A 22,784-nucleotide genomic window follows, 5' to 3' on the forward strand; every position below is an offset into this window, starting at 1 on the left:
GGATTAGAGGGGCTCAGAGGGCAGGAGTGGAAACGGGGGCCAGGCGGCCCAAATCGGTGAGGATGGCGCAGGCGCGGTGGGCACTGGCTTCCTTGTCTTTGATTTCGAGCATGATATCGGCGTCGATGCCGCGCAGGTCTTCGAGGAAGCTGCGAAACAGGTCTTCCTGCATGGTGTTGGTGTGCTTGCCCTTCCGCTCCCCCAGGGCCTGCGAGCTGTAGTCAATCATCAGCGGGCCGTCGTGAGTGGGGTGCCAGGTGGCGGCGGCCAGCTGCACGGCCATGCTCATCGGCTCCCCGCTGTTCAGGCATTCGTGATGGAAGTTGTCGAAGAGCACGGGCACGCCCACCGCGTCGAACAGGCGCAGGCAGTCCTGCAGCGAGTACAGCCGGTCGTCGTTTTCGACGACGAGGCGGCGCTTCACCGCGTCGGGCAGGGTTTTGTAGGTGGCAATCCAGCGGGTGAGGGCCGATTCCCGGTCGCCGTAGAGGCCGCCGGCATGAATCTGGAGCTTGGCCGTGCCGTCGAGGCCCATCAGGTCCAGCATCGAGCCCTGGTACACCAGCTCCTGCACGCTGCGCTGCACGATGCCGGCGTCGGGCGAGTTGAGCACCACGAACTGGTCGGGGTGAAAGGACACGCGCATGTCGTGGGCCTTTATATAGTCGCCAATGGCCCGGAACTCGGCCGCGAAATGCGTCTGCCAGGGAAAAGTGTTGATAGGGTGGGAGCCGAAGGGCACGAGGTTCGAGCCGATGCGGAAAAAGCGCAGGTTGTGCTGCACGTTGTACTGCAGAATGCGCAGCAGGCAGGCCAGGTTGTTCCGGACGGTTTGCTCCACCCGCTCGTCGGAGTACGACGCCAGGCGGAACGTGCTGGCCGTGGTGCAGTCGAGCGACTCGTTGACGCAGGGATACCCTATTCTCATATCAGGCCTTACGCCGCCGGGCCGCAGTGGGTTGGCCGCGGCAGCGCTGAGCAGCGCGAACGAGGGGCTACGGCTTCGGGGCCAGGGCGCCGGCGGGCGGCTGCACGGGCTGCACCGGCACCGCGGGCTGCGACGAGGGCAGCTGCCACGGCGCCGTGACGGGCCGGCGGGTGGAGTCCTGCTTTACTTCGTAACCTTTGTTGATGCGGAAATAGCGGTTGTAAGCACGGCGGCGGGCTATTTCGGCCTCGATACGTTTCTCTTCCTCGATTTCCTCCAGCTTACGCCGCTGGGCTCCTTCGCGTGAAAACTGGTCGTAGAGCAGGCTGATGGGGTTCTGCAGCGTGGCTACCGGGGCTTTGGGCGCGGTTGAGTCGACGGGAAACAGCGGCTGCGGGCGCGGGGCGCGCTTCACGGCATTGGGCGGCGGGGCCTGCCGGCGCACGTTGCGCAGGGCCCGGCTGATGGTGGCGTCGTCGGGGCGGCCTTCGCGGATGGTCACGCCGGTGAGCTGCACGCTGGCGCGCTCCAGCTTCACCTGCACGATAAGCTGGGAGAGGCCGGTGTTGCCCATGGGCAGGCGGTAGGCCTGAAAGCCCACGGCCCGAAACTCCAGCGTGTCGGTGCTGTTGACGCGGATGTCGAAGTCGCCCTGCTCATCGGCCACCACGCCGCGGCGGGTGCTCAGGTTGAGGATGGTGGCGCCGGGCACGGGCTTGCGCGTCTGCCGCTCGCTCACCGAGCCGGTGACGCGCACCAAGCGTTTCTGAGCGGCGGCGGGCAGAGCCAGCCCCAGGCTCAGCAGCAGCAGCGCCGCCAAGCGGCCCCTAGTTGTGTTAAAGCAAATCAAACTGGCAATCATTCAGCGCAACAACACCAAAACCGGCCACAAAGTAGGCAAGGCTCAGCGCAAGGAGCCAAAAAAACGCCGCTCCGTTGCGAACGAAGCGGCGTTTGTGGAAAGAAAATCGACCAACCGGCCTACATCTTCGATTTGTCGCCGTCAGCGGTTTTGGTTTTCACCTTACCGTTGTCCTTCACTTTGATCTTGTTGCCCTCGGCATCCTTGGCCTTCAGCTTATCGATGGCCATGCCGCTGCCCGAGCCGCCGCCCATGTCCGAAGTGGTGGTTTCCTCGGTCGTGGTAGTCGTGGTGGTGGTGCTCATATCCGACGACATCGAGCCCTCCGAATCCATGGACGAGCCGTCCGACATGCTGTTGGACGTGGTCATGTAGCGGTCCTCCAGGTACTCGTCGCGGCTGGTTTCGTAGGCCGAGTACTGGGCCGGGTCGGTAAACACCGATTTCAGTTCCGTATCGGTTTCCGAATACACGTCGCGCATGGCGGCGGCCATGCCAGTGGTGTCGGTGGCGTACTGGTTATGCAGTTCGCCGAGGCGCTTCGAGCGGTTGTAATAAGCCGTGCGCACCTTGGCGCGGGTGGCTTCGTCGAGCTTCATCTTGGTGGCCATGTCGCCCGAAATCCGGTCGGCGCGGCTGTTGTAATCGGCGTCGGAGTAGCCGCCCATGGCCGCGCTGCCGCTGCCGCTGGCATCGGCCGAGGTGGTATCGGTGGTGGCCGTATCGGCCGATTTATCCTGCGAGCAAGATGCCATCGTGAGCACACCGGCGCACGAGAGCAGCATGAGGTACTTTTTCATGGGAATTGAAAGGTGTCTTGGGAGAAGTCAGAAACAGAACAGGACAAAACCCGGAGGAATTGTCCTGTTGCTTTGTACGCCGCGGTACCGGAATCGTTACATTCTCCCGTGATTATCAAGCTCGTCGCAGCTCAAACACCGTAATTTCGGGCAGGAAGCCCACCCGGCCGGGGTAGCCGATAAAGCCCAGCCCGGTGTTGACGTAGAGGTACTGTTGCCCGCGCTGGTAGAGGCCCGCCCACTGCCGGTACACGTACTGCACCGGGCTCCACTTCATCCACGGCAGGTTCACGCCGAACTGCATGCCGTGGGTGTGCCCGCTCAGCGTCAGGTCAATGTCGGGGTACTGCTGCACCTGCCCGTCCCAGTGCGAGGGGTCGTGCGAGAGCAGGATCTTGAAGGGGGCCGTGGGGTCGGCGGCGGCGTGGGTTTTGGCCAGGTTGCCGTACTGCGCAAAGCCGCGGGCACCCCAGTTCTGCACGCCCAGGATGCTGATTTTCTCGCCGCCCCGCTCGATGACGCGGGCTTCGTCGAGCAGCAGCTGCCAGCCGATTTTGGCGTGGTTCTGCTTGATGCGCACCAGATTGGCGGCTTTGGCTTCGCGGCCGCCCAGCTCGTCCCAGTTCACGTAGTCGGCGTAGTCGTGGTTGCCGAGGATGGAGTAGATGGGCAGCTGGGACTTGATGCCGGCCAGCGTGTCGATGTGCTCCTCCACCTCGTGGGCGAAGTTGTTGACCAGGTCGCCGGTCATGAACACCAAATCGGCGCCCTGCTTATTGATCAGGTCCACGGCGCGCTGCAGAGGCTCCTTCGACTGAAACGAGCCGGTGTGCAGGTCCGAAATCTGCAGCAGCTTGAAGCCGTCGAAGGCCACGGGCAGGTTGGGAAAGCGCAGCACCACGCGCTTGACGGTGTAATCGGTGCCACCCTTCACCATGCCCCAGAGCAAGGACACGAAGGGCACCGCGCCGGCCACCAGAGCCGCTTTGCTCAGAAACTCCGAGCGCGAAATGGTCCGGCCGCCGGTGCTCTGCGTAGGCGGCGACATCAGCTGAAAGGCCCAGCGGCCCAGGCGGGTCACGTCTTCGAGCAGCAGCGGAATGACCACGACCAGCTTGGCGGCAATCATGGCCAGCAGCAGGCCGCCGAAGTAGGCCTTGTAGGAGGCGTGCTCGCGGCGCGAATTCATGGCCCAGATGCCCAGGCCCCAGATAACGACCGTCAGCACCCAGTACAGGGCGGTGACGAGGCGGCGCGTGGCGGGTTCGGCGTGCTGCACCAGGGTGCGGACGGCCTGAAAGCCGTACCATTCGCCGAACACGACAAACGCCAGAAAGAGAAACGGAAACAGACTTCTTGACATAGACAGGGGGCAAACCGGCCGACCGGCATTAAGGTTCGGCCGGCGAACTGCGCAGGTAGACGCGTGAGTCGGATTTTTACTTTACTTGAGAAGCCATAACAATTCCAGTGCCCTATGAATTCGGTTGACATCCTGGCGGAGGAAGAAACCCCGCGCAGCGCCTACCAAGTGCCCCAAAGCTTCAGCATCAAGAGCTGGGCCGAGGAAGACCGCCCCCGCGAAAAACTGCTGCTGAAAGGCCGCGCCGCCCTTTCCGACGCCGAGCTGATGGCCATTCTGCTCGGCTCGGGCACCACCAAATTGTCGGCCGTCGACGTGGCCAAGCTCATCCTGGCCAGCACCGGCAACGACCTCAACGAGCTGGCCAAGCTCTCGGTGAAGGAGCTGATGCGCCACAAGGGCATTGGCGAGGCCAAGGCCATAACGATAGTGGCCGCGCTGGAGCTGGGCCGGCGCCGCAAGGAAACGGCCGCCGCGGAGCGCGTCACCATCACCTGCTCCACCGATATCTACAACCTGATCCGGCCCAATCTGCAGGACCTTCCGCACGAGGAGTTCTGGGTGATTATGCTGAATCGGGCCAACGTGGTGATGCGCCACGAGAAAATCAGCAGCGGGGGCGTGGCCGGCACCGTGGCCGATCCGAAGATAATTTTCAAGCAGGCCCTGGAAAAGCTGGCCTCCTCGATTATCCTCGTCCACAACCACCCCAGCGGCAACCGCCAGCCCTCCGCCGCCGACATCATGCTCACCAAGAAGCTCAAGGAAGCCGGCGGTTTCCTCGACCTGCCCGTGCTCGACCACCTTATCTACACCGACCGCGGCTACTACAGCTTCGCCGATGAGGGGATTTTGTAGCGGCGGTTCTGCAAGTCAGCGGCAGCCCGCTGCCAGTTGCGGCACCGCTACCTTTGCCGCATGGCTTCTCTTTCTGCCCCCAAAATTCTGCTCGGCTTAGGTCTGGTATTCGTCGTTGGCTACGTGGCCACCGACCTCGTCTTCAGCGACGACCAGTACCTGCTCAAACTCAAGCAGGAGCGGAAGCAGAAAAACGAGCAGTTCCGCGGGCACCGCACCTCCCCGCTGCCCGAGGAGCTACACGAAAACTTCGACAGCCTGCGCTACTACGCGCCCCAGGCCATCTGGCGCATCAGCGCCGATCTGCAGCGCCTGCCGCCCGGCGACACCATCAGCCTGCCGCTCACCCAGGGCGGGGCCGATAAGTATACCCGCTACGCCCGCGTCAGCTTCGACTGGCAAAGCCACAAGCAGACCGTCACGCTGCTGCAGCGCGTGAGCAAGACCGACCCGACGCTGTTCGTGCCCTTCACCGACCGCACCAACGGCCACGGCAGCTACGGCGGCGGCCGCTACCTCGACGTGGAAATGCCCGGCGAGAATGACCGCCAAATCACCCTCGACTTCAACCGCACCTACAACCCGTACTGCGCCTACGGCGGCAATTTTTCCTGCCCCATGCCGCCCAAGGAAAACTGGCTGACCATCGAAATACCGGCCGGCGAGAAGAGCTATAAGGAGTAGCGGCTGGTGGTAGTACGACTCCAAGTCGCACTACCCGCCGTCGTTGAACGGCGGCCGGTGAACGGCCCCTGCGCCTTGCGCGGAACCCTCTGCGCCTTCGGCGGGCTAAAAACGTTGTTGTCACCCAGGAAAAGCATCATAGCCCCGCCGTGGTCTATCTTTGCCTTTCCGCTGTCGTTGCCGGCCCTGGTCTGACAACTGACAACCGACCCCTGACAACTATGAAGATTTCCCTCGACTGGCTCCGCACGCTCTTCCCCACCGATAAAACGCCCGCCGATATTTCGGCTCTGCTCACCAGCTCCGGCCTCGAAGTGGAAGGCCTGGAAGAGCTGGAAAGCGTGCCCGGTGGCCTGCAGGGCGTGGTGCTGGGCACGGTGCTCACCCGCGAGAAGCACCCCGACGCTGATAAGCTAAGCGTGACCACCGTGGACGTGGGCGACGGCACCATCCGCAACATCGTGTGCGGCGCGCCCAACGTGGCAGCCGGCCAGCGCGTGGTGGTGGCCCTGGAAGGCGCCACCTTGCACCCCAGCACCGGGGAGCCGTTCAAGATCAAGAAGTCGAAAATCCGCGGCGCGGCCTCCGAGGGCATGCTCTGCGCCGAGGACGAAATCGGCCTGGGCCAGTCGCACGCCGGCATTATGGTGCTCGATACCGACCTGCCCAACGGCACGCCGGCCGCCCAGTACTTCGGTCTCACGTCCGACCACATCATCGAAATTGGGCTGACGCCCAACCGCGCCGACGCCGCCTCGCACTTCGGCGTGGCCCGCGACCTGCGCGCCCTGCTGCGCCAGCCCGTGCAGCTGCCCGATGTGAGCGGCTTTCATGCGCCTGCGGAAGCGCCGGCGGGCAACATTACCGTCGAAATTGAGGACGCCGAGGGCTGCCCGCGCTACGCCGGCCTGCTGCTGGACGGCGTGCAGGTAGGCCCCTCGCCGGAGTGGCTGCAGCGCCGCCTGCGCAGCATCGGCCTCGCGCCCATCAACAACGTGGTGGACGTGACCAACTTCGTGCTGCACGAGCTGGGCCAGCCCCTGCACGCCTTCGACGCCGACAAAATCGGCGGGCAGGGCATCCGGGTGCGCCGCGCCGGGGCGGGGGAGAAGCTCACCACCCTCGATGGCACCGACCGCACGCTCAAGGCCGAAGACCTCGTCATTGCCGACGCCACCGGCACCGCGCTGGCCCTGGCCGGCGTGTTCGGCGGCAAGTCGTCGGGCGTGACGGAGGGCAGCACCCGCGTACTGCTGGAAAGCGCCTACTTCGAGCCCGCCGTGGCCCGCAAGACCGCCCAGAACCACCAGCTCAAAACCGACGCCTCCTTCCGCTTCGAGCGCGGCACCGATCCGCATATGGTGCCCCTGGCCCTGAAGCGCGCCGCCCTGCTGCTGCAGGACGTGGCCGGCGCCCGCGTGGCCGCCCCGGTGGTGGACGTGTACCCGCGCCACATCGAGCACACCGCAGTGCGCCTCAATCTGCCGCGGGTCGAGAAGCTCATCGGCCACTACATCGCGCCGGAGCGCATCCGCCAGATTCTCACCGACCTCGACATCCTCATCACCGAGGAAGGCACCACCGAAACCGGCGCCGCCGAGTGGCTGGTATCGGTGCCGCCCTACCGCGTCGACGTGACCCGCGAAGCCGACGTGGTGGAGGAAATCCTGCGCATCTACGGCTACGACCACGTGCCGCTGCGCAGCTTCAACGCCGCCGCGTTCCTGGCCAAGTTCCCCTCGCCCGACCCCGAAGTGCTGCGCCGCGACGTGAGCCAGCTGCTCAGCGGCCAGGGCTACTCCGAAATCATCACCAACTCGCTGGTCAACTCCCGCTACTTCGAGACGCCCGAGCAGCCCGCCGCCGACCTGGTGCGCGTGCTCAACTACAACTCGGCCGACCTCGACGTGATGCGCCCCTCGCTGTTGCACTCGGGCCTGGAAATCATCCGTCACAACGTCAACCGCCGGCAGCGCGACCTGAAGCTCTACGAGTTCGGCCGCAGCTACCACCGCCAGGACGACGGCAGCTACAAAGAAAAGCCCACGCTGGCCATCTACCTCACGGGCAACGTGCAGGCCGAGAGCTGGCAGCAGAAAGACGAGAAAACCGCCTACCACCACCTGGCCGGCGCGGTGCTGCAGGTGCTGCGCAGCCTGGGCTTCACGCCCTCGGGCCAGCAGCCCGTGCAGCACGCTTACCTGAACGGGGGGCTCACGCTGCTCTTAAATAATCAGCCCGTCGTGCACCTTGGTAGCGTCTCGCCCAAGGTGCTCAAGCAGCTCGACGTGACCCAGCCCGTGTGGTACGCCGAGCTGGACTGGCAATGGCTGCTGCGCAAATACCGCGGCGCCCTCACCGCCCAGGAGCTGCCCAAGTTCCCGGAAGTCCGCCGCGACCTGTCCTTGGTAGTCGACCAGGCCGTGACCTTCGACCAGCTGCGCCAGATTGCCAGCAAGGCCGAGCGGAAGCTGCTGCGCGAGGTGAACGTGTTCGACGTGTATCAGGGCGAAAACCTGGGCGCCGGCAAGAAGTCCTACTCCCTCAGCTTCCTGCTGCAAGACCCGACGCAGACCCTCACCGACCAGGCCATCGACCAGGTGATGCAGAAGCTCATGACCCAGTTCGAGCAGCAGGCCGGCGCCGTGATTCGCAAATAGTGCGTTCGTTTTTCGTTATTGGTTTTTCGTTTTTCGGCCCGGCCGCTTTCCCGCACGAATAACCTGAACCGAGCCTCCGAATCGTCTCCCGCGAAAAACAAAAAACCAATAACGAAAAACGACCCCCAATGGCCTCACCCCAGCAGCTTGCCCAACTGGACCGCATGGAGCGGCAGGTAACCACGTTAGTGGCTGCCTATCAGCAGGTGCGCGAGGAGCTGGCCGATGCCCACACCACCATCCAGCAGCTGCAGGCCGAAGTGCGCGACCGGGACCGGCAGCTGCGGGAGCACCAGAACCAGGAAAATATTGTTAAACTTGCTAATACCATAGCCGCCGAACCGGCTACCGCAACCGAGCTGAAACAACGTCTCAACGAATACATCCGCGAACTAGATAAGTGCCTTGCCTATTTGAGGGAATAACCTGCACCACACCACCGACCCCACCCGAAACGCCTCTCGCCCGACCGTGACCGAACTATCCATCAAAATCCGCATTGCCGACCGCGACTACCCCCTGCGGGTGTCGCCGCAGGAAGAGGAGCGCCTCCGCCTGGCGGGCCGCCTTCTGAACGAGCGGATCAAGGAATTTCGCGAGCAGTACGGCATCCAGGACAAACAGGACCTGCTGGCCATGATTGCGCTGACCACTTTGGCCGACCGCATGAAGGCTTCTAAGGAAAAGGACGGTACCGACGCCGCGCTGACCGAACGCCTCGAACGCCTCGATCAGCTGCTCTCGTCGGTGGTGCTTGCCTGACAATGAGCATAGATACTTGGCAGTGAGTGCCGAGCAGTCACGATTTGGGCCCGCGCCCCAGGCCAATAACCCTTCTGGCCGTCTGACCGCCCCGCCGCTCACGGCTGACTAACCCGAAAGGACCCTTGGGCAGACGGCCCGGTCCGGAAACCTGCCGTTGCGGCAGCCCATTCGACGCAGGCTATGGTGCTTGTTCCATCCTCCCCAACATCACCATACCATGCCCGAAATAATATACATCGTGCTGGCCGCGGTCGTCGCCCTCGTCGTGGGCTTCTTCCTGGGCCGGCAGATGGCCGGAAAAGCCCGGCAGGACGTAGAAGCGCAGGCCCAGGGCCGCGCCGCTGAGCTCTTGCAGGAAGCCGAGGCCAAGGCCAACCGCCTCCGCGAGGAGCGCATCCAGCAGGCCAAAGACAAGGCCCGCCAGGTTCGGAACGAATCCGAGCAGGAAATCCGCCGCCTCCGCCAGGAAGCCGATCAGGACCTGAGCCAGCGCCGCGAAGTGGTGGTGCAGCAGGAAGCCAGCGTGAAGCAGCTCACCCAGGCCACCCAGCGCCAGCTGGAGCAGGTGCAGCGCAAGGAAAAGGAGCTGGACACGCTGCGCGAGAAGGTTTCCAACGAGGCCCAGCGCCAGCAGGAGAAATTCGAGGCCCAGGAAGAAAAGCGCCGCCTGCACCACGAGCAGCTGGCCGCCCAGCTGCAGGAAGACCAGGAAGCCGCCGACGCCCTGCGCCACCAGCTGCAGCAGCAGCTCGAAACCATTGCCGGCCTCACCGCCGCCGAAGCCCGCGAGCAGCTGGTAGAGTCGCTGAAAAACGAAGCCCAGATTCAGGCCTCGTCCTTCATCAAGGACACCGTGGCCCAGGCCCGCCTCACGGCCACCAAGGATGCTAAGAAAGTGGTGCTGGAAACCATTCAGCGCACCGCCGCCGAGCACGCCATCGAGAACTGCGTGTCGGTGTTCAACATCGAATCGGACGACGTTAAGGGCAAAATCATCGGCCGCGAGGGGCGCAACATCCGCGCCCTGGAAGCCGCTACCGGCGTCGAAATCATCGTCGACGACACGCCCGAGGCCATCATCATCTCGGGCTTCGACCCGGTGCGCCGCGAAATTGCCCGCCTGTCCCTGCACCTGCTGGTGAAGGACGGCCGCATTCACCCGGCCCGCATCGAGGAAATCGTGGCCAAGACCCGCAAGAACATCGAGGAGGAAATCGTCGAAATCGGCGAGCGGACCATCGTTGACCTGGGCATTCACGGCCTGCACCCCGAGCTGATCAAGATGGTGGGCCGCATGCGCTTCCGCTCGTCGTACGGGCAGAACCTGCTGCAGCACAGCCGCGAAGTAGCCAACCTCTGCGCCACCATGGCCGCCGAGCTGGGCCTGAACGTGAAGCACGCCAAGCGCGCCGGTCTCTTGCACGACATCGGCAAGGTCAGCGCCGAGGAGCCCGAGCTGCCCCACGCCATCCTGGGCATGGAGCTGGCCAAGAAGTACAAGGAGCACCCCGACGTGGTCAACGCCATCGGCGCCCACCACGACGAGATGGAAATGACGGCCCTGATTTCGCCCATCATCCAGGCCTGCGACGCCATCAGCGGCTCGCGCCCCGGCGCCCGCCGCGAGATGATGGAAAGCTACATCAAGCGCCTCAAGCAGTTGGAAGAAACCGCCAACGCCTTCAAGGGCGTCAACCAGTGCTACGCCATCCAGGCCGGCCGCGAGCTGCGCGTCATCGTGGATGCCGAAAACGTGACCGACGACCGCGCCCAGGAGCTGTCCAGCGAGATTTCGCAGAAAATCGAGAAGGAAATGCAGTACCCCGGCCAGATCAAAGTCACGGTTATCCGCGAAATGCGCGCCGTGGCCTACGCCAAGTAAGGCAGGAGCTTGCCGCCCAACGCGCCGCCGCTTGTCCTTCGGGGCAGGCGGCGGCTTTTGTTTGCTGTAAAGTCTGATTTCCGGTCAGCTTCCAGCTCCTATTCACGCGCCCAATGCGGGCAGGGCGCTGAAAGGCTGATTCCGGCCGCGGTGAGCGGGGCCGGCAGAATCAGGAATACCCGCCGAATGGTGTAGGGCCCGCACACCGCCGCCTTACCTTGGTGGCAGGCCGGTCGGCATCACAGTCGATTGGCAGCCCCATGAAACAGCGAGTAGTACGTTGCCTGCTGACCGTGACCAGCCTGGGCACCTGCATCAGCAGCTGCACGACCTACGTGCCCACGCTCACTCCCACGCCCCTGCTGCAGCACGGCGGGCAGGTAGAAGCCGGTGCATCATTTCACCCCATCAGCCAGGCCGAAGCTTACGTAGCCTACTCGCCGGTCAAGCACCTGCTTCTCGTTGTGAACGGCGCCCAACGGTGGAATATGCCCACCGGCGACACCAGGATCAAGGCGACGCAGGGCGACGTGGCTGTCGGTGGGTATGGCACCTTCGGCAACAACCGCTGGTACCTCGGTGGCCTGGCTGGTTACGGCGGCGCGCAGTCGTTCTACCGGTTTTACGTGCCTGACTCACCCCTTAAGGAATACCGGTCGCGCTATGCCCGCCCGTACGGCCAATTGTGGCTGGCCCGGCAAACCACGGGCCTCGCCTACGGTGCCGCCCTGCGGGCGACCAGCCTGCACTTCACCCGCCTCACCTTCAACGACCAGCCAGTACAGCAATCCGTGCCTCACCTGTACGCGGCTCCCTCCCTGTTTGTGCGCTGGGGCCAGGGCGCCGTGCAAGGCCATGCCCAGGTAGGCGTGTCCACTCCTTTAGGCAGCGCGTTCAGCGGCCGGGAAACCGACCTGTATGCGTCGGAACTAGTGCTTGGGGTGGGCGTAGTGTTCAGCCCTCATCTGCGTCGACCCAAGGCGCAGTAACCAACCCTATAGTGCCACGCCTGTAAGTTGTGGCACTACTGCGTTTAAGCTGCCACAGTAAGCACGCCCCCGGCCCGCCGCAGCAGCCGTTGCGGCGGGCCGGGGGCGTGCTTTTACTCTCACATTTCCTGCCACCACCATTTCCGCGCCGCGTCTAGCGGATCGAAGAGGCGTAACGGGTCCGTTAGCCGGTCACGATGCACCTGTGCGGCTGGGCGGGGCCGCATCCGCAGGTTATCGTCGGTTAGGGGCGTAACCCAGGTGCCCAGCGTGTCGATGATGCCATACCGATTGCCTACGCGGACGATGGCCCGGCCCTGCCAAAAAGAAGTAGCGTCGGTGAACTCGCCGACAAACGCCGGCTGGCCGTTGAGCCGGTAGTAGCGGACGGCGCTGCTCTCCGGATACCAGGGCTTCCCGGTCGCGTTGGACGTAGGCCGGCGCGGTGGGGCATTGCGGCGGCGAAGCAGCCGGGCGTCGTCTGCCAGGCTCAACGGCCCCGATCCGAAGGGTATAATCTCATGCCCGAGCGAATCAATCAGGCCGTAGGTGAGCTGGTAGGTAATATCCCAGCTCATCGACGGGAGCCGGTAGGGGGCGCAACTGTCGGCCCGCACCGCCCAGATAGCATTGGGGGCAATGGCATGCAGACATAGGTAACGCGGCGGCGTGAGGCGCTGACCGTTCCGGCCCAGTACGCCTATTTTGCGCTCATCATCGTCTACTTGCAATAGGCCATAGCGGGCCAAGCCGGAATAGGTTACTGCTATATCCTCGGGCAACCGTTCCGCAGCAGTTTGCGGAGTCGAGTACGCCAGATGCCCAGAGCCGATACCTAGCAGGTGAGAAAACTCGAAATCGGTAAGACGCTTGCCCCGCGCATCAAACAAGGCCAACAGGGCGCCGTGCCGGTAGCGGGTTTCTGTACCTTTTGCCCGGGCACCGTGGGAGCCTTGCACCAATACGCTGGCCTCGGGGCGGAGGCGGTTGACTTCCCGCACAGCGAAAAAAGGCGCCTGGACATCGGGTAGCCCGGTAGCTTGCTCGATCAGAATCCGGCTGAGTGGTTCTGCTTCGTACCGGTGTCCTCGCGTATCAGCGGACGGCGGCAACCCGCTTGCAGTGGGCACCTGCCCAGCACAGGACGTCAGAACAGCCATTGCGCCAATGAGTCCGTGTAACAGCTGTTTGTGCATATCATGCGTTGTTACAATTGACGGATAGCTGGTAAAGATAACGTTGTCTCAGTGCGGGCTCCGGGCTCTGGGCCCGGGTAGGCACCGCGAAGCGCCCGGCCTTAGTCCACGTCCTCGCAGTCGAAGCGCGTTACTTTCCCGAACAGCTTCTCAAACGCCACCCAGGGCTGCTGCTCGTCGGCCACAGCCACGTACTGCCGCTGCTCGTTGGCGCAGTTCCACCAGCCGAACAGCATCAGCTCCAGGCGGGCGTAGCGCAGGTGCTCAGCCGACGCAAATTGCTGCTGGTATTTAGCCTCCAGATGCTCCGGGGCCCCGTTGTTCTTCTTCTGCGCCTCCACCAGTTCCCGCCAGGCTTGCAGCAGCTGCAGCGTGTCGGCCGAGGCCAGGGCCTGCACGTAGCGCTGGCAGCGGCCGGCCCGCGGGGCTTGTCGCAGCAGCTCGGGCTGGAAATAGGCCTGCAAGGTGAGCTTGCGCAGCTGGTACATTTCCGCCTCTTCCTGCTGGCGAAGCTTTTTCAGCCGTTGCCAGTAAGGCAGCGGCACCACCTGCAGGGCCTGCAGCGCGGCGCGCTCTTGCCGGTGCTGCGTTTCCAGCCGCTGCAGGCGGGTGTTGATGGAGTCGGGCGCGAGCTGCTCCAGCTCCCAAATCGACTCCTGGTAGGCCGCCGTCGCGTAGGGAAACGTCACCAGCTGGTACGAGTCGTGCAGCTGCTGCTGGGTGTACTGGCCCGCCCGGAAATACCCGTGGTAGCGGCAGGCATCGTCCTCCCAGCTGAAGCGCTGCCGCGCCGTATCGGGGGCGGCGGCGGGCGGGGCGCTGGCAGTTGGCGGGGTCGGCTGCTCGGCGGGCTGGTCGGGCGAGGAGCAGGCCGCGGCCAGCAGCAGCGCGGGGAAGAAAGCGGCGAAACGTGTCAACGGCGTCGGGGGTAAGGGCCTGGCAAGTTAGCGCCCCGCGGAGTTGGTTCCGCAGCCGGCTTACCCGCCCGCATCCGCGGCCCAGTAGCGCACGGCCCGCACCGATCGGTGCCACTGCGCCACGCTCGCCTCCACGGCGGCGCGGTCGGCCTGGGGCGCAAAGGTGGTGTCGGCCGGGCTCAGTGCCTGCAGCTCGTTCAGCCCGCTCCAGTAGCCCACGGCCAGGCCGGCGAGGTAGGCCGCGCCCAGGGCGGTGGTTTCGAGCAGGCGCGGGCGCAGCACCCGGGCGCCCAGCACGTCGGCCTGCACCTGCATCAGCAGCCCGTTGGCCGCCGCCCCGCCATCCACGCGCAGCTCCCGGATGGGCAGGTGCGCGTCGGCCTCCATGGCCCGCAGCACGTCCAGCGTCTGAAAGGCAATGGCCTCCACGGCCGCCCGCGCCACGTGGGCCGCCGTGCTGGCGCGCGTCAGGCCGAAGAGGGTGCCGCGGGCGTGCGCGTCCCAGTGCGGGGCGCCCAGGCCCGCAAACGCCGGCACGAAGCACACCCCGCCGCTGTCGGGCACCTGCCGGGCCAGCGCCTCCACCTCGGCCGCCGAGCGGATGATGCCCAGCTGGTCGCGCAGCCACTGCACCACGGCGCCGGCCATAAAAATGCTGCCCTCCAGCGCGTACTGCGTCTGCCCGCCGATCTGCCAGGCCACCGTCGTCAGCAGGTTGTGCTGGGAAAGCCGCGGCTCCCCGCCGATGTTCATCAGCAGAAAGCAGCCCGTGCCGTAGGTGTTCTTGACCATACCCGGCTGGGTGCATTGCTGCCCGAACAGGGCCGCCTGCTGGTCGCCGGCAATGCCCGCCAACGGGATTTTGGAGGCAAACACGGTGGTTTTCGTCTCCCCGTACACCTCGCTGGAGGCGCGCACCACGGGCAGCATCGAGGGCGGAATGTCGAACAGCCGGAGCAGCTCCTCGTCCCACTGCAGCGAGTGAATGTTCAGCAGCATGGTGCGCGAAGCGTTGCTCACGTCCGTTACGTGCAGCCCGCCCTGGGTGAAGTTCCAGATCAGCCAGCTGTCGACGGTGCCGAAGGCCAGCTCCCCGGCCTCGGCCTGCCGCCGGGCCCCGGGCACGTTGTCGAGAATCCAGCGCACCTTGCTGGCCGAAAAGTAGGCGTCGAGCACCAGCCCGGTCTTCTGCCGGATCAGCGCCTCGTGCCCGGCGGCGCGCAGCCCGTCGCAGAAGGCGGCCGTGCGGCGGTCCTGCCACACGATGGCGTTGTAGATGGGCCGGCCGGTGCCGCGGTGCCACACAATGGTGGTTTCGCGCTGGTTGGTGATGCCGATGGCGGCAATGCTGCGGCCGTTCTGCCCGGCCTTTACCGTGGCCTCGGCCGCCACGCCCGCCTGCGTCGCCCAGATTTCCAGCGGGTCGTGCTCCACCCAGCCCGGCTGCGGAAACAGCTGGGTGAATTCCTTCTGCGCCTGCGCCACGATCTGGCCCTGCCGGTCAAACAGGATGGCGCGGGAGCTGGTGGTGCCCTGGTCGAGGGCCAGAATGTACTGCTGGGGCATGGCGGGAAGGGTGAAAGGGCGGCTGGAGTTGGTAAAGAAAGGCGTCTGTCAGCAAACCAGACCGACATCCTGAGCCTTGGCGAAGGGCCTTTCGCGCACCCGGCCCCGCCGCTACCCGTGAAGGGCCGGCACTTTTGGGAAAAGCGCAGCCACGATGAGGCCCGGCCACCGAGCCCGAACGATTAGGCGTTGGTGGCTACGCTTTTCGGTCGGTGCAGGGTTGAAGGAAGGCCCTGCGTCCTCGCTTGATGCGCGACATGCTCAGGATGACGGCCTGTTTAACCTGGCAGCTGATACTGCCGCGCCAGCTCGGTAAATGCCGCCACCTGCGTCCGTTGCCAAGCTTCGTCGTGGCCCAGCTCGGCGGCCAGCAGGGCCGCCACGGCCGGCGCCGCCCGCCCGGCCGCGGCCGCGTCGAGGAACAGCAGGCGTACGCGGCGGGCCAGCACGTCCTCCACGGTGCGGGCCAGCTCGTGGCGCGCCGCCCACACCACCTCGGCCCGCACAAACTCCGCCTCCGGCACCAGGCGCTGCCGCAACTCCGGCTGCTCCTGCATCAGCAGCTGCAGGGCCGGCAGGTCATTGCCGTACACGTACAGGTGGCTGCCCCGGTCGGTTTCGGGCGTGGGCCGGGCGCCGTGAATGGCCAGACTGGCCGTCCGGCTGGGCTGCGGCGGCAGCTTGCCCCGCCGGATGGCCTCGTCAATGGTGTCCTCGCCCATGCGGCGGTAGGTGGTCCACTTGCCGCCGGTGATGGTGATGAGCCCCGCCGCCGACACCAGGATTTTGTGGCTGCGCGAAATTTCCTTGGTCTGGTTCTGGCCGTTTTGCGGGGCGGCCAGGGGGCGTAGCCCGGCGAAGACGCTCAGCGCATCACTGCGCCGGGGCGGGTGGGCCAGGTAGCGGCCCGCCGTGCGCAGAATGAAGTCGATTTCCTCGTCCAGAGCCCGGGGCTCGGGGCTGGCCGCGTCGAGCGGGGTATCGGTGGTGCCGAGCACCACGCGCCCGTGCCAGGGCACGGCGAAGAGCACGCGGCCGTCGTCGGTGCTGGGAATCATCAGCGCGTCGTCGCCGGGCAGAAAGCGGCGGTCGACCACGATGTGCACGCCCTGGCTGGGCCGCACCAGCCGGGGAGCGGCGGGCTCGTCCATGCGCAGCACCTCGTCGACGAAGATGCCGGTGGCGTTGACCACGACTTTGGCCCGCAGCTCGTAGCTGCGGCCGGTTTCCGCATCGGTGGCCCGCACGCCGCTGACCTGGCCCCGGGCATCCTTCAGCAGCCCCTGCACGGCACAGTGGTTCAGCGCCGTGCCGCCGTGGTCGACAATAGTCTGGGCCAGGTTCACGGCCAGGCGGGCGTCGTCGAACTGCCCGTCGTGGTAGAGCACGCCGCCGCGCAGGCCCGCGGGGCGCAGGTTGCCCAGGCGGCGCAGCGCCTCCGCGCGGCCGATGGCGTGCGAGGCGCCCAGGCTCAGGCGGCCGGCCAGCAGGTCGTACAGTTTCAGCCCGAGCGTGTAGAACGGGCCGCCCCACCAGGTGTAGCTCGGGATGATAAAGCACTGATTACGGACCAGGTGCGGGGCATTTCGCAGCAGCAGGCCGCGCTCGTGCAAGGCCTCGCGCACCAGGCCCACGTCGCCCTGGGCCAGGTAGCGCACCCCGCCGTGCACCAGCTTGGTGCTGCGGCTGCTGGTGCCCTTGGCGAAGTCGTCGCGCTCCAGCAGCAGCGTGCGGAAGCCCCGGCTGAGGCCGTCGAGGGCCACGCCCAAGCCCGTGGCCCCGCCGCCGATGACAATCAGGTCCCAGTCGGGCTGGGCGGTGAGCGGGTGCAGCAGCGTGTCCCGATGAAAGGCGGCAGGATCGGGCGAAGGCGTCATAGCGGCGGCGAAAGGGAGCGTCAGGCCTACAACGGTAAAACCGGCGCCGCGGCTGCCCGCAAAGGCCCCGCGCTGTGTGCTGGCCTCCCTGCCGCCGGTCCGGCCGGGTGACGGGCGGAGCGGTGAAAAGTCAGATTGCGGGAATAATTACTGCGAAATCGGGCTCGGGAAGTTGTAGGTTCGCCTCGTCCCCGTATTTCTTTCCCACCGTCGGCCGCCCGGCCTGATACCGTTATTTATGAAGCCTATTTACTACGGCTGGGCCCTGGGCCTGGCCACCCTCGCGTCGGGCTGCTCCGTGTACGCCCCGCTGATTCCGGCCACGCCGCTGCTGGAGCACGCCGGCGAAGTGGAGCTGCAGGCCGGCCTGCACACGCCCTCGGCCGTAACGGGCAGCGTGAGCTACTCGCCGCTGCCGCACCTGCTGCTCACGGCCACCGGGGCGGCCAACCTCAACCGCGGCGATACCACCTACTTCCGCTACCGCCACGCCGAGGTGGGCGCGGGCTACTACACCGTGCTGGGCGGGCGCACCTACCTGGGGCTGCTGGGCGGCTACGGGCGCACCCACAGCAGCCGCGGCTACCTGGAGCTGGGCTCCGGCTTTCTGTTTTTCCCGGCAAGAAACCCGCTGCAGTACGAAGCGCGCTACAACCGCTACTTCGCCCAGGCCTACCTGGCCTCGGTGGGTAACGAGGTGGTGAGCTGGGGCGGCACCCTGCGCGCCACCGCCGTCGACTTCAGCCGCCTGACGCGCAACGACGAGCCCGTAACCCAGGCCGCCCGCGTGTATCTGGAGCCCAGCGCGTTTCTGCGCATCGGCAGGTCGACTTCGCCCTGGCAGGGCTTCGGGGCCATCGGCTGGTCGGTGCCGCTGCGCACCCAGCGCCTCGACAGCGACCCTACCCTCTCGCTGCACACCCTGCTGCTGAGCGGGGGCGTGGTGCTGCGCCCGAAGTGGCTGGGGCAGGGTCGAGAATAACCATTATGCTACTTTGCCTCGTCCCAGCTTGGCAATCAATACCACCATAACAGGCTCTGACGAATAGCTCCTTCGTTATTCTAACTACTATTGATGACTACACAACTACTCTTATGTAGCGGGCTACTGCTGCTGACGGGCTGTGCCATTTACACACCGCTACAGCCTCCGGCGCCGCTTATCGACGGGCCACAGCAAGTGGAAATGAGCGGTAGCCTCCGCTCATTGGGGCCGCTGGAAGGCGCCGTTGCGTATTCACCCGTCCAGCACGTGCTGCTACGCGGGGTCATTGGGGGCGGTACCGCCACCGGCACCGATACCCGGGATTCTATCACGCAACCGGCCTTGTTCCGGACGCGGCAGTGGGAGGCCAGCCTTGGCACCTACTGGCGCCCTGGTCCGGCGGTGCTCCTCGGGGGCTTTGCCGGCTACGGCCGCGGTCGGGGCGCGCATGATTATCTACGGCGCAGCGGACAACGCGGAGTGTGGTTTCAGCCCGGGCCCGATTCGGTGTGGGCCTACCGCTACGAAGCGCAGTACCGCCGCTTGTTTGCGGAAGCATACGTGCACTGGCGAACGGAGCCATTCTTCTCGGGAGGCGCTTCTTACCGCATCAATCACGTGCGTTTCAGCCGCTACACAAACGACGGGGCCGCCATCGGCTTTCGGCAGATGTGGCGGCACGAACCAGTGGTGTTTTTGCGCATGGGCGAAGAAGAAGGACTGGAAGACTGGATTGCTGGTCAGCTCTCCTTGGGCTGTACTTTTGCGCCCGGTTTCCACACTCCGACGGAACGGGCTGGCAACCGCGACCTTGCCGAAGCCCGCAAGACGCTGCCGTTTGTAACGGTGAGCGTTATGCTGCGCCCGCACCAGATATGGCGCCGGTTTCAGTCGAGATAATCCGAAGCCCGGGGCCGCACGTTCAGCGCCCCAGCGCCAGCCCGATGCGCAGGTTCAGGCGCAGCCGAAACGCCAGCTGTTCGAGGCTGGCCGTGGGGTCGGGGGTGAGCAAGAAGGGAATGCCCAGGTTGAAATCGACGAAGCCGTAGGGGCCCAGGCGGCGCTGCAGGCCGTACTGCAGCATGGCCGTGGCCCGCGCCACCTGCCCCGACTCGTAGTAGTTGTAGAACGGCGAGAGGTTGGAAAAGCGGCCCAGGCCGGCGCCCAAGCCCAGGCCCAGGTAGTTGGCCGAAAAGTTACTAGCACTTTTGCCCTTGCGGATGCGCTGGTTCAGGTTGTAGTAGTAGCGGCCGGCCACCTGCACCCGGGCCGTCAGCACGGTGCGCATCCGCTGGTCGAGCGAGTCGCGGTAGTAGCGGAACACGTCGGGGCTTATTTCGCCCAGCACCGACCACTCCGTGCCGATTTTCCGCTCGTAGGCCAGGTGCGCCCCGTAGCGCACCCGGAAATAGGAGCCCTCGTTGTCGAACCCGAAACCGAAGTTGTTCAGCCCCAGCTTCCACAGCTGCCGCTCCTCCACCTGCAGGCGCGTGAGGCGGGTGTAAGCGTTCTGGGGCGGTGTGCCCACGGGCGGGCCCAGCGGCGCGGGCATGGTTTCCTCGTCGTAGCTGATGCGCGACGAGTCGACGGCGGGCTTGGTCTGGGCCCGGGCCGCCGCGCTGCCCAACAGCAACAGGAGCAGCAGCAGCCACGCGCCAACGGGCCGCGGGCGGAAGGCAGGGTATAAGCAAGTCAGCATAGCGCAGAAAAGCGGGAGCGGGGTCATCGTTTGATGATGAGCGGAGGAGCCTGGAGCGTAACTGGAGCCAGGGACGTCACGGCCCGGATCAGCGGCAAGCGGCCATTCGAGCTGGTGCGCAGCGTCTGCTGGTTGCCCTGGCGGCGCACCTGCCCGCTCAGGGCGGGCGGCACCGTGAGGGTGCTGCGGCTGGTGCTCAGCACGTAGTCGAACTGGTCGGGGTGGGCCACGGTCAGCTTCACCTCGGTGCGTTCCGCGTCGATGGTGGCCGAGCGCAGCTCCGCGGTGGGCTCCAAGGTCACGCTGCCGAAGCGGTTGCGGATGGCGTAGCTGCCGCCGGCGGCCTGCAGGTTCACGGCCGAGCGGTCGGCGTTGCAGCTCAGGGCCAGGTTGGTGTTCGTGCCGTTGATGTCGGCCAGGCGCACGTTGACGAGCAGGCTGCCGCGCAAGTCCTGCAGGGTTACCTGCCCAAAGTCCTGCTCCAGCTGCTGCCGGCCCGTCAGGCCCGTGAGCGTGGTGTGGCCGTAGGCATTGACTACTTCCAGGGCGTTGTCGGCGGGCATGAGCACGGTGTACTCGGCGCGCAGGTCGCTCTGCACGGCCGGCGCGCCAGGCGTTACGGCGAAGTAGTTCACCAGCTCGATGAGCGTGCCCGTTTTCTCAATCTGGTAGCGGGCCACCGGCAGGTCTCGTTCGGCCACGTCGCGCTCGGGGTGGCGCGACACGAGGCGTAGCACCACCCGCAGCGTGGGCTTGTCCCAGGCCTGCACCCGCAGCGTGGCTTTTTCGGCCCGGATGCGCACCAGCGTGCTCACCGGGCAGGCCAGCGTCTGCTCCACGGTGCGGGCCACCACCTGCACTTTCACCTGGGCGCGGGCGCCACCGGCCAGCCCCGCCAGCAAGTACAGCGTCAGCAGCCAGGCCCCGAGCCCGGCGCCGCGCGCTGCCCGTAGGAAGTTCCTCATGAGATAAGCAGCTGAATCAGCTCGCGGGTGACGGTGGCCTTTTGCGTGGTCACGCGGGCCTGGTTTTGCTCCAGCTCGGGCGAGGTGCCGAAGCGCTGGGCATCCTTTTGCAGGCGCTGCTCCTCGGCTTCCAGCTCGGCCAGCTCGGTGCGCAGCTCCTGAAACTCCGTCGTCTGGCACACGGTGGGCAGCGAGGTGCAGTGCGCGTCGATGAAGGCCACGCCCTGGGCCTGCAGCGGGTCGAAGGCCGTGCCGGCGAAGGTGGCCGTGGCGGCCTGATCGGCCGGCAGCACTTCCTCGCCGTAGCTGATGGTTTCGGTGGCGGCGGTGGTTTCGGGCGCGGTGGTGCTCACGCGAGCTACTTCGGTTGGGGCGGCCGAGGGCAGCGGGCGCTGCCACCACACCAGGGCCAGCACCAGCACCGCCGCGGCGGCCGTGGTGGCCCAGTGCCAGGGCTGCGTCAGCCAGCGGTGCGTCACGCCGGGCTGCTGCAGCGGCTGCACCGGTTCAGCCGGCATTTCGGCGGCCGGCGTGGCGTGCAGCGGCACGATGTCGGCTTCGGTTTCGGTGGCGGAGCGGAGGCTAAACGGCGCCGGGGCGGCGGCTTCGTGGTCGAGGCGGCCCACGATGACGGCCCACAGGTCGTCGTCGGGCTCGTGGGCGGGCAGCTCGGGCAGGGCACGGCTCACCGCCGCGTCGGTATCGATATGGGCGCTGATGCGCGTCCAGAGCGCGTCGTCGGGCTCGTGCTGGGGCAGGCTGTGCAGAGCCCGCCGCAGGTGCTCCTGGCCGGGTTCGGCGGGCAGGTCGGGGAAGTGGCTCATGCGTACAAATGGTGGAGTTTGACTTGCAGCATCTTCTTGGCGTGGAAGAGCTGCGACTTGCTGGTGCCCTCCGAAATGCCGAGCAGCTCGGCTACTTCGCGGTGCATGTAGCCCTCAATTTCGATCAGGCAGAACACCGCCCGGTAGCCGGCCGGCAACTCGCCGATGGCTTTTTCGAGGGCTTCGCCCGTAAGGTTGTCGTGCCAGGCCACCAGCGGCTCGGGGTGGCGCTCCTGGTCGTACACTTCCATACGCTGCTCACGCCGGAGCACGCGCAGGGCGCTGCGCACCACGATGGTCTTGATCCAAGCGCCCAAGGCCGATTCGCCCCGGAAGCTCTCAATCTGCCGAAACACGTCGACGAAGGCCTCCTGCAGCGCGTCCTGGGCCAGGTCCCGGTCGCGCAGGATGCGCAGGGCCGAGGAAAACATGGCCGATTTATAGCGCTGGTAGAGGCGGTACTGCGAGGCGCGGTCCTGCGCCCGGCAGCCGGCCAGCAGCAGTTGTTCTTCGGTAGGGGCGTCGGAGGCGGGCAAGGGAATCACGGCAGACGGGCTTTGGCGGAAAGTGACGCCTGCTCCCGCAAAGGTTGGCTGTCCACCCGAAAAATACCATCACATCATCGGGGGAGGCAGAGCTTGCGGGCGCCAGATGCCGCCCCCCGCCCAGGGGAAGCAAGGTTTCGGGCGCAAGACGTCTTTCCCGCGGTTGGGGGCGGCATCTGGCGCCCGAAACCTTGCTTCCCGTCGCCGATGATGATGAATTTCCCCTGAAAGATGCCCTTCCCACGGTTAGGAGCGGCATCTTTCGCCCGAAACCTTGCCTGCCGACTACTCGGAACGGCATCTTTCGGCGGCCTCCTGGACTGCAGAGACGCGTCGCTGCGTCTGCGCGCCCGCGCCGCGTGGACATCGTGTGGGCGAATTTCCACGCGGACGTTGGTCGTTCAACGACGCGCCGCAAC

At 65.8% G+C, this 22,784-nt stretch carries 21 protein-coding genes; 9 read left to right on the forward strand and 12 right to left on the reverse strand.

The window, feature by feature from the left end; translation table 11 throughout:
* Nucleotides 1-13 precede the first annotated feature (13 nt).
* The 4 genes from uvsE to DLM85_RS20340 all read right to left on the reverse strand — a co-directional run bounded on the left by uvsE (nucleotide 14) and on the right by DLM85_RS20340 (nucleotide 3,953).
* The gene (gene uvsE, locus DLM85_RS20325; RefSeq protein ID WP_111480012.1) at nucleotides 14-928 is read right to left on the reverse strand and encodes a UV DNA damage repair endonuclease UvsE; all 915 of its coding nucleotides are present in this window, start codon (nucleotides 926-928) and stop codon (nucleotides 14-16) included.
* A gap of 67 nt (nucleotides 929-995) precedes the next feature.
* On the reverse strand, nucleotides 996-1,748 hold the full coding sequence (locus tag DLM85_RS20330; RefSeq protein ID WP_165822227.1) for a carboxypeptidase-like regulatory domain-containing protein: 753 nt from the start codon (nucleotides 1,746-1,748) through the stop codon (nucleotides 996-998).
* A 161-nt stretch (nucleotides 1,749-1,909) separates the two neighbouring features.
* Nucleotides 1,910-2,590, reverse strand: a complete 681-nt coding sequence (locus tag DLM85_RS20335; RefSeq protein ID WP_111480014.1) for a hypothetical protein — start codon at nucleotides 2,588-2,590, stop codon at nucleotides 1,910-1,912.
* A 115-nt stretch (nucleotides 2,591-2,705) separates the two neighbouring features.
* On the reverse strand, nucleotides 2,706-3,953 hold the full coding sequence (locus DLM85_RS20340; RefSeq protein ID WP_111480015.1) for a metallophosphoesterase: 1,248 nt from the start codon (nucleotides 3,951-3,953) through the stop codon (nucleotides 2,706-2,708).
* Between the two features lie 114 nt (nucleotides 3,954-4,067).
* Between DLM85_RS20340 and radC the strand changes: the two genes are divergently transcribed.
* The 7 genes from radC to DLM85_RS20375 all read left to right on the forward strand — a co-directional run bounded on the left by radC (nucleotide 4,068) and on the right by DLM85_RS20375 (nucleotide 11,791).
* Nucleotides 4,068-4,811: a RadC family protein gene (gene radC, locus DLM85_RS20345; RefSeq protein WP_111480016.1), complete on the forward strand. Its 744-nt coding sequence runs from the start codon at nucleotides 4,068-4,070 to the stop codon at nucleotides 4,809-4,811.
* Between the two features lie 60 nt (nucleotides 4,812-4,871).
* Nucleotides 4,872-5,495: a DUF1684 domain-containing protein gene (locus DLM85_RS20350; protein WP_111480017.1), complete on the forward strand. Its 624-nt coding sequence runs from the start codon at nucleotides 4,872-4,874 to the stop codon at nucleotides 5,493-5,495.
* 221 nt (nucleotides 5,496-5,716) lie between these two features.
* Nucleotides 5,717-8,155 (forward strand): phenylalanine--tRNA ligase subunit beta, encoded by a 2,439-nt coding sequence (gene pheT, locus DLM85_RS20355; protein WP_111480018.1) that lies wholly within the window; start codon nucleotides 5,717-5,719, stop codon nucleotides 8,153-8,155.
* Between the two features lie 128 nt (nucleotides 8,156-8,283).
* Nucleotides 8,284-8,580 (forward strand): hypothetical protein, encoded by a 297-nt coding sequence (locus DLM85_RS20360; protein ID WP_111480019.1) that lies wholly within the window; start codon nucleotides 8,284-8,286, stop codon nucleotides 8,578-8,580.
* A 46-nt stretch (nucleotides 8,581-8,626) separates the two neighbouring features.
* Nucleotides 8,627-8,917: a cell division protein ZapA gene (locus DLM85_RS20365; RefSeq protein WP_111480020.1), complete on the forward strand. Its 291-nt coding sequence runs from the start codon at nucleotides 8,627-8,629 to the stop codon at nucleotides 8,915-8,917.
* Between the two features lie 220 nt (nucleotides 8,918-9,137).
* Entirely contained in the window at nucleotides 9,138-10,802 is a 1,665-nt protein-coding gene (gene rny, locus DLM85_RS20370) for a ribonuclease Y (protein ID WP_111480021.1), read from the forward strand.
* Between the two features lie 260 nt (nucleotides 10,803-11,062).
* A complete protein-coding gene (locus DLM85_RS20375; RefSeq protein ID WP_133257168.1) occupies nucleotides 11,063-11,791 on the forward strand; it encodes a hypothetical protein in 729 nt (242 codons plus the stop codon).
* A 119-nt stretch (nucleotides 11,792-11,910) separates the two neighbouring features.
* Here DLM85_RS20375 and DLM85_RS20380 read toward each other — a convergent pair whose 3' ends face one another.
* The 4 genes from DLM85_RS20380 to DLM85_RS20395 form a co-directional block, all read right to left on the reverse strand.
* Nucleotides 11,911-12,987 carry a hypothetical protein gene (locus DLM85_RS20380; RefSeq protein WP_133257169.1) on the reverse strand — a complete coding sequence of 359 codons (1,077 nt, stop codon included), beginning with the start codon at nucleotides 12,985-12,987 and terminating at the stop codon, nucleotides 11,911-11,913.
* Nucleotides 12,988-13,088: 101 nt separating this feature from the next.
* A complete protein-coding gene (locus tag DLM85_RS20385; protein WP_111480024.1) occupies nucleotides 13,089-13,904 on the reverse strand; it encodes a hypothetical protein in 816 nt (271 codons plus the stop codon).
* Between the two features lie 60 nt (nucleotides 13,905-13,964).
* Entirely contained in the window at nucleotides 13,965-15,470 is a 1,506-nt protein-coding gene (gene glpK, locus DLM85_RS20390) for a glycerol kinase GlpK (protein ID WP_111480025.1), read from the reverse strand.
* 278 nt (nucleotides 15,471-15,748) lie between these two features.
* The gene (locus DLM85_RS20395; protein WP_111480026.1) at nucleotides 15,749-17,347 is read right to left on the reverse strand and encodes a glycerol-3-phosphate dehydrogenase/oxidase; all 1,599 of its coding nucleotides are present in this window, start codon (nucleotides 17,345-17,347) and stop codon (nucleotides 15,749-15,751) included.
* Between the two features lie 238 nt (nucleotides 17,348-17,585).
* Here DLM85_RS20395 and DLM85_RS20400 point away from each other — a divergent pair, with 238 nt between their 5' ends.
* Together DLM85_RS20400 and DLM85_RS20405 are read left to right on the forward strand one after the other, a co-directional pair.
* On the forward strand, nucleotides 17,586-18,329 hold the full coding sequence (locus tag DLM85_RS20400) for a hypothetical protein (RefSeq protein WP_111480027.1): 744 nt from the start codon (nucleotides 17,586-17,588) through the stop codon (nucleotides 18,327-18,329).
* A 93-nt stretch (nucleotides 18,330-18,422) separates the two neighbouring features.
* On the forward strand, nucleotides 18,423-19,232 hold the full coding sequence (locus tag DLM85_RS20405; RefSeq protein WP_133257170.1) for a hypothetical protein: 810 nt from the start codon (nucleotides 18,423-18,425) through the stop codon (nucleotides 19,230-19,232).
* A gap of 22 nt (nucleotides 19,233-19,254) precedes the next feature.
* On the opposite strand, the gene DLM85_RS20410 is transcribed toward DLM85_RS20405, so the two are convergent.
* The 4 genes from DLM85_RS20410 to DLM85_RS20425 are packed head-to-tail and all read right to left on the reverse strand — an operon-like array spanning nucleotide 19,255 to nucleotide 22,365.
* Nucleotides 19,255-20,031, reverse strand: coding sequence for a hypothetical protein (locus DLM85_RS20410; RefSeq protein ID WP_111480029.1), 777 nt, complete (start codon nucleotides 20,029-20,031; stop codon nucleotides 19,255-19,257).
* Between the two features lie 23 nt (nucleotides 20,032-20,054).
* Complete coding sequence (locus DLM85_RS20415; protein ID WP_111480030.1) at nucleotides 20,055-20,996, reverse strand: hypothetical protein; 942 nt, start codon at nucleotides 20,994-20,996, stop codon at nucleotides 20,055-20,057.
* Entirely contained in the window at nucleotides 20,993-21,820 is an 828-nt protein-coding gene (locus tag DLM85_RS20420) for a hypothetical protein (RefSeq protein ID WP_111480031.1), read from the reverse strand. Before DLM85_RS20420 ends, DLM85_RS20415 begins: the two co-directional genes overlap by 4 nt.
* Complete coding sequence (locus tag DLM85_RS20425; RefSeq protein ID WP_243636074.1) at nucleotides 21,817-22,365, reverse strand: RNA polymerase sigma factor; 549 nt, start codon at nucleotides 22,363-22,365, stop codon at nucleotides 21,817-21,819. The genes DLM85_RS20420 and DLM85_RS20425 overlap by 4 nt, the downstream gene beginning before the upstream one ends.
* Between the last annotated feature and the right edge of the window lie 419 nt (nucleotides 22,366-22,784).

Source organism: Hymenobacter edaphi (assembly GCF_003258365.1).
GTDB classification, from domain to species: Bacteria; Bacteroidota; Bacteroidia; order Cytophagales; family Hymenobacteraceae; genus Solirubrum; species Solirubrum edaphi.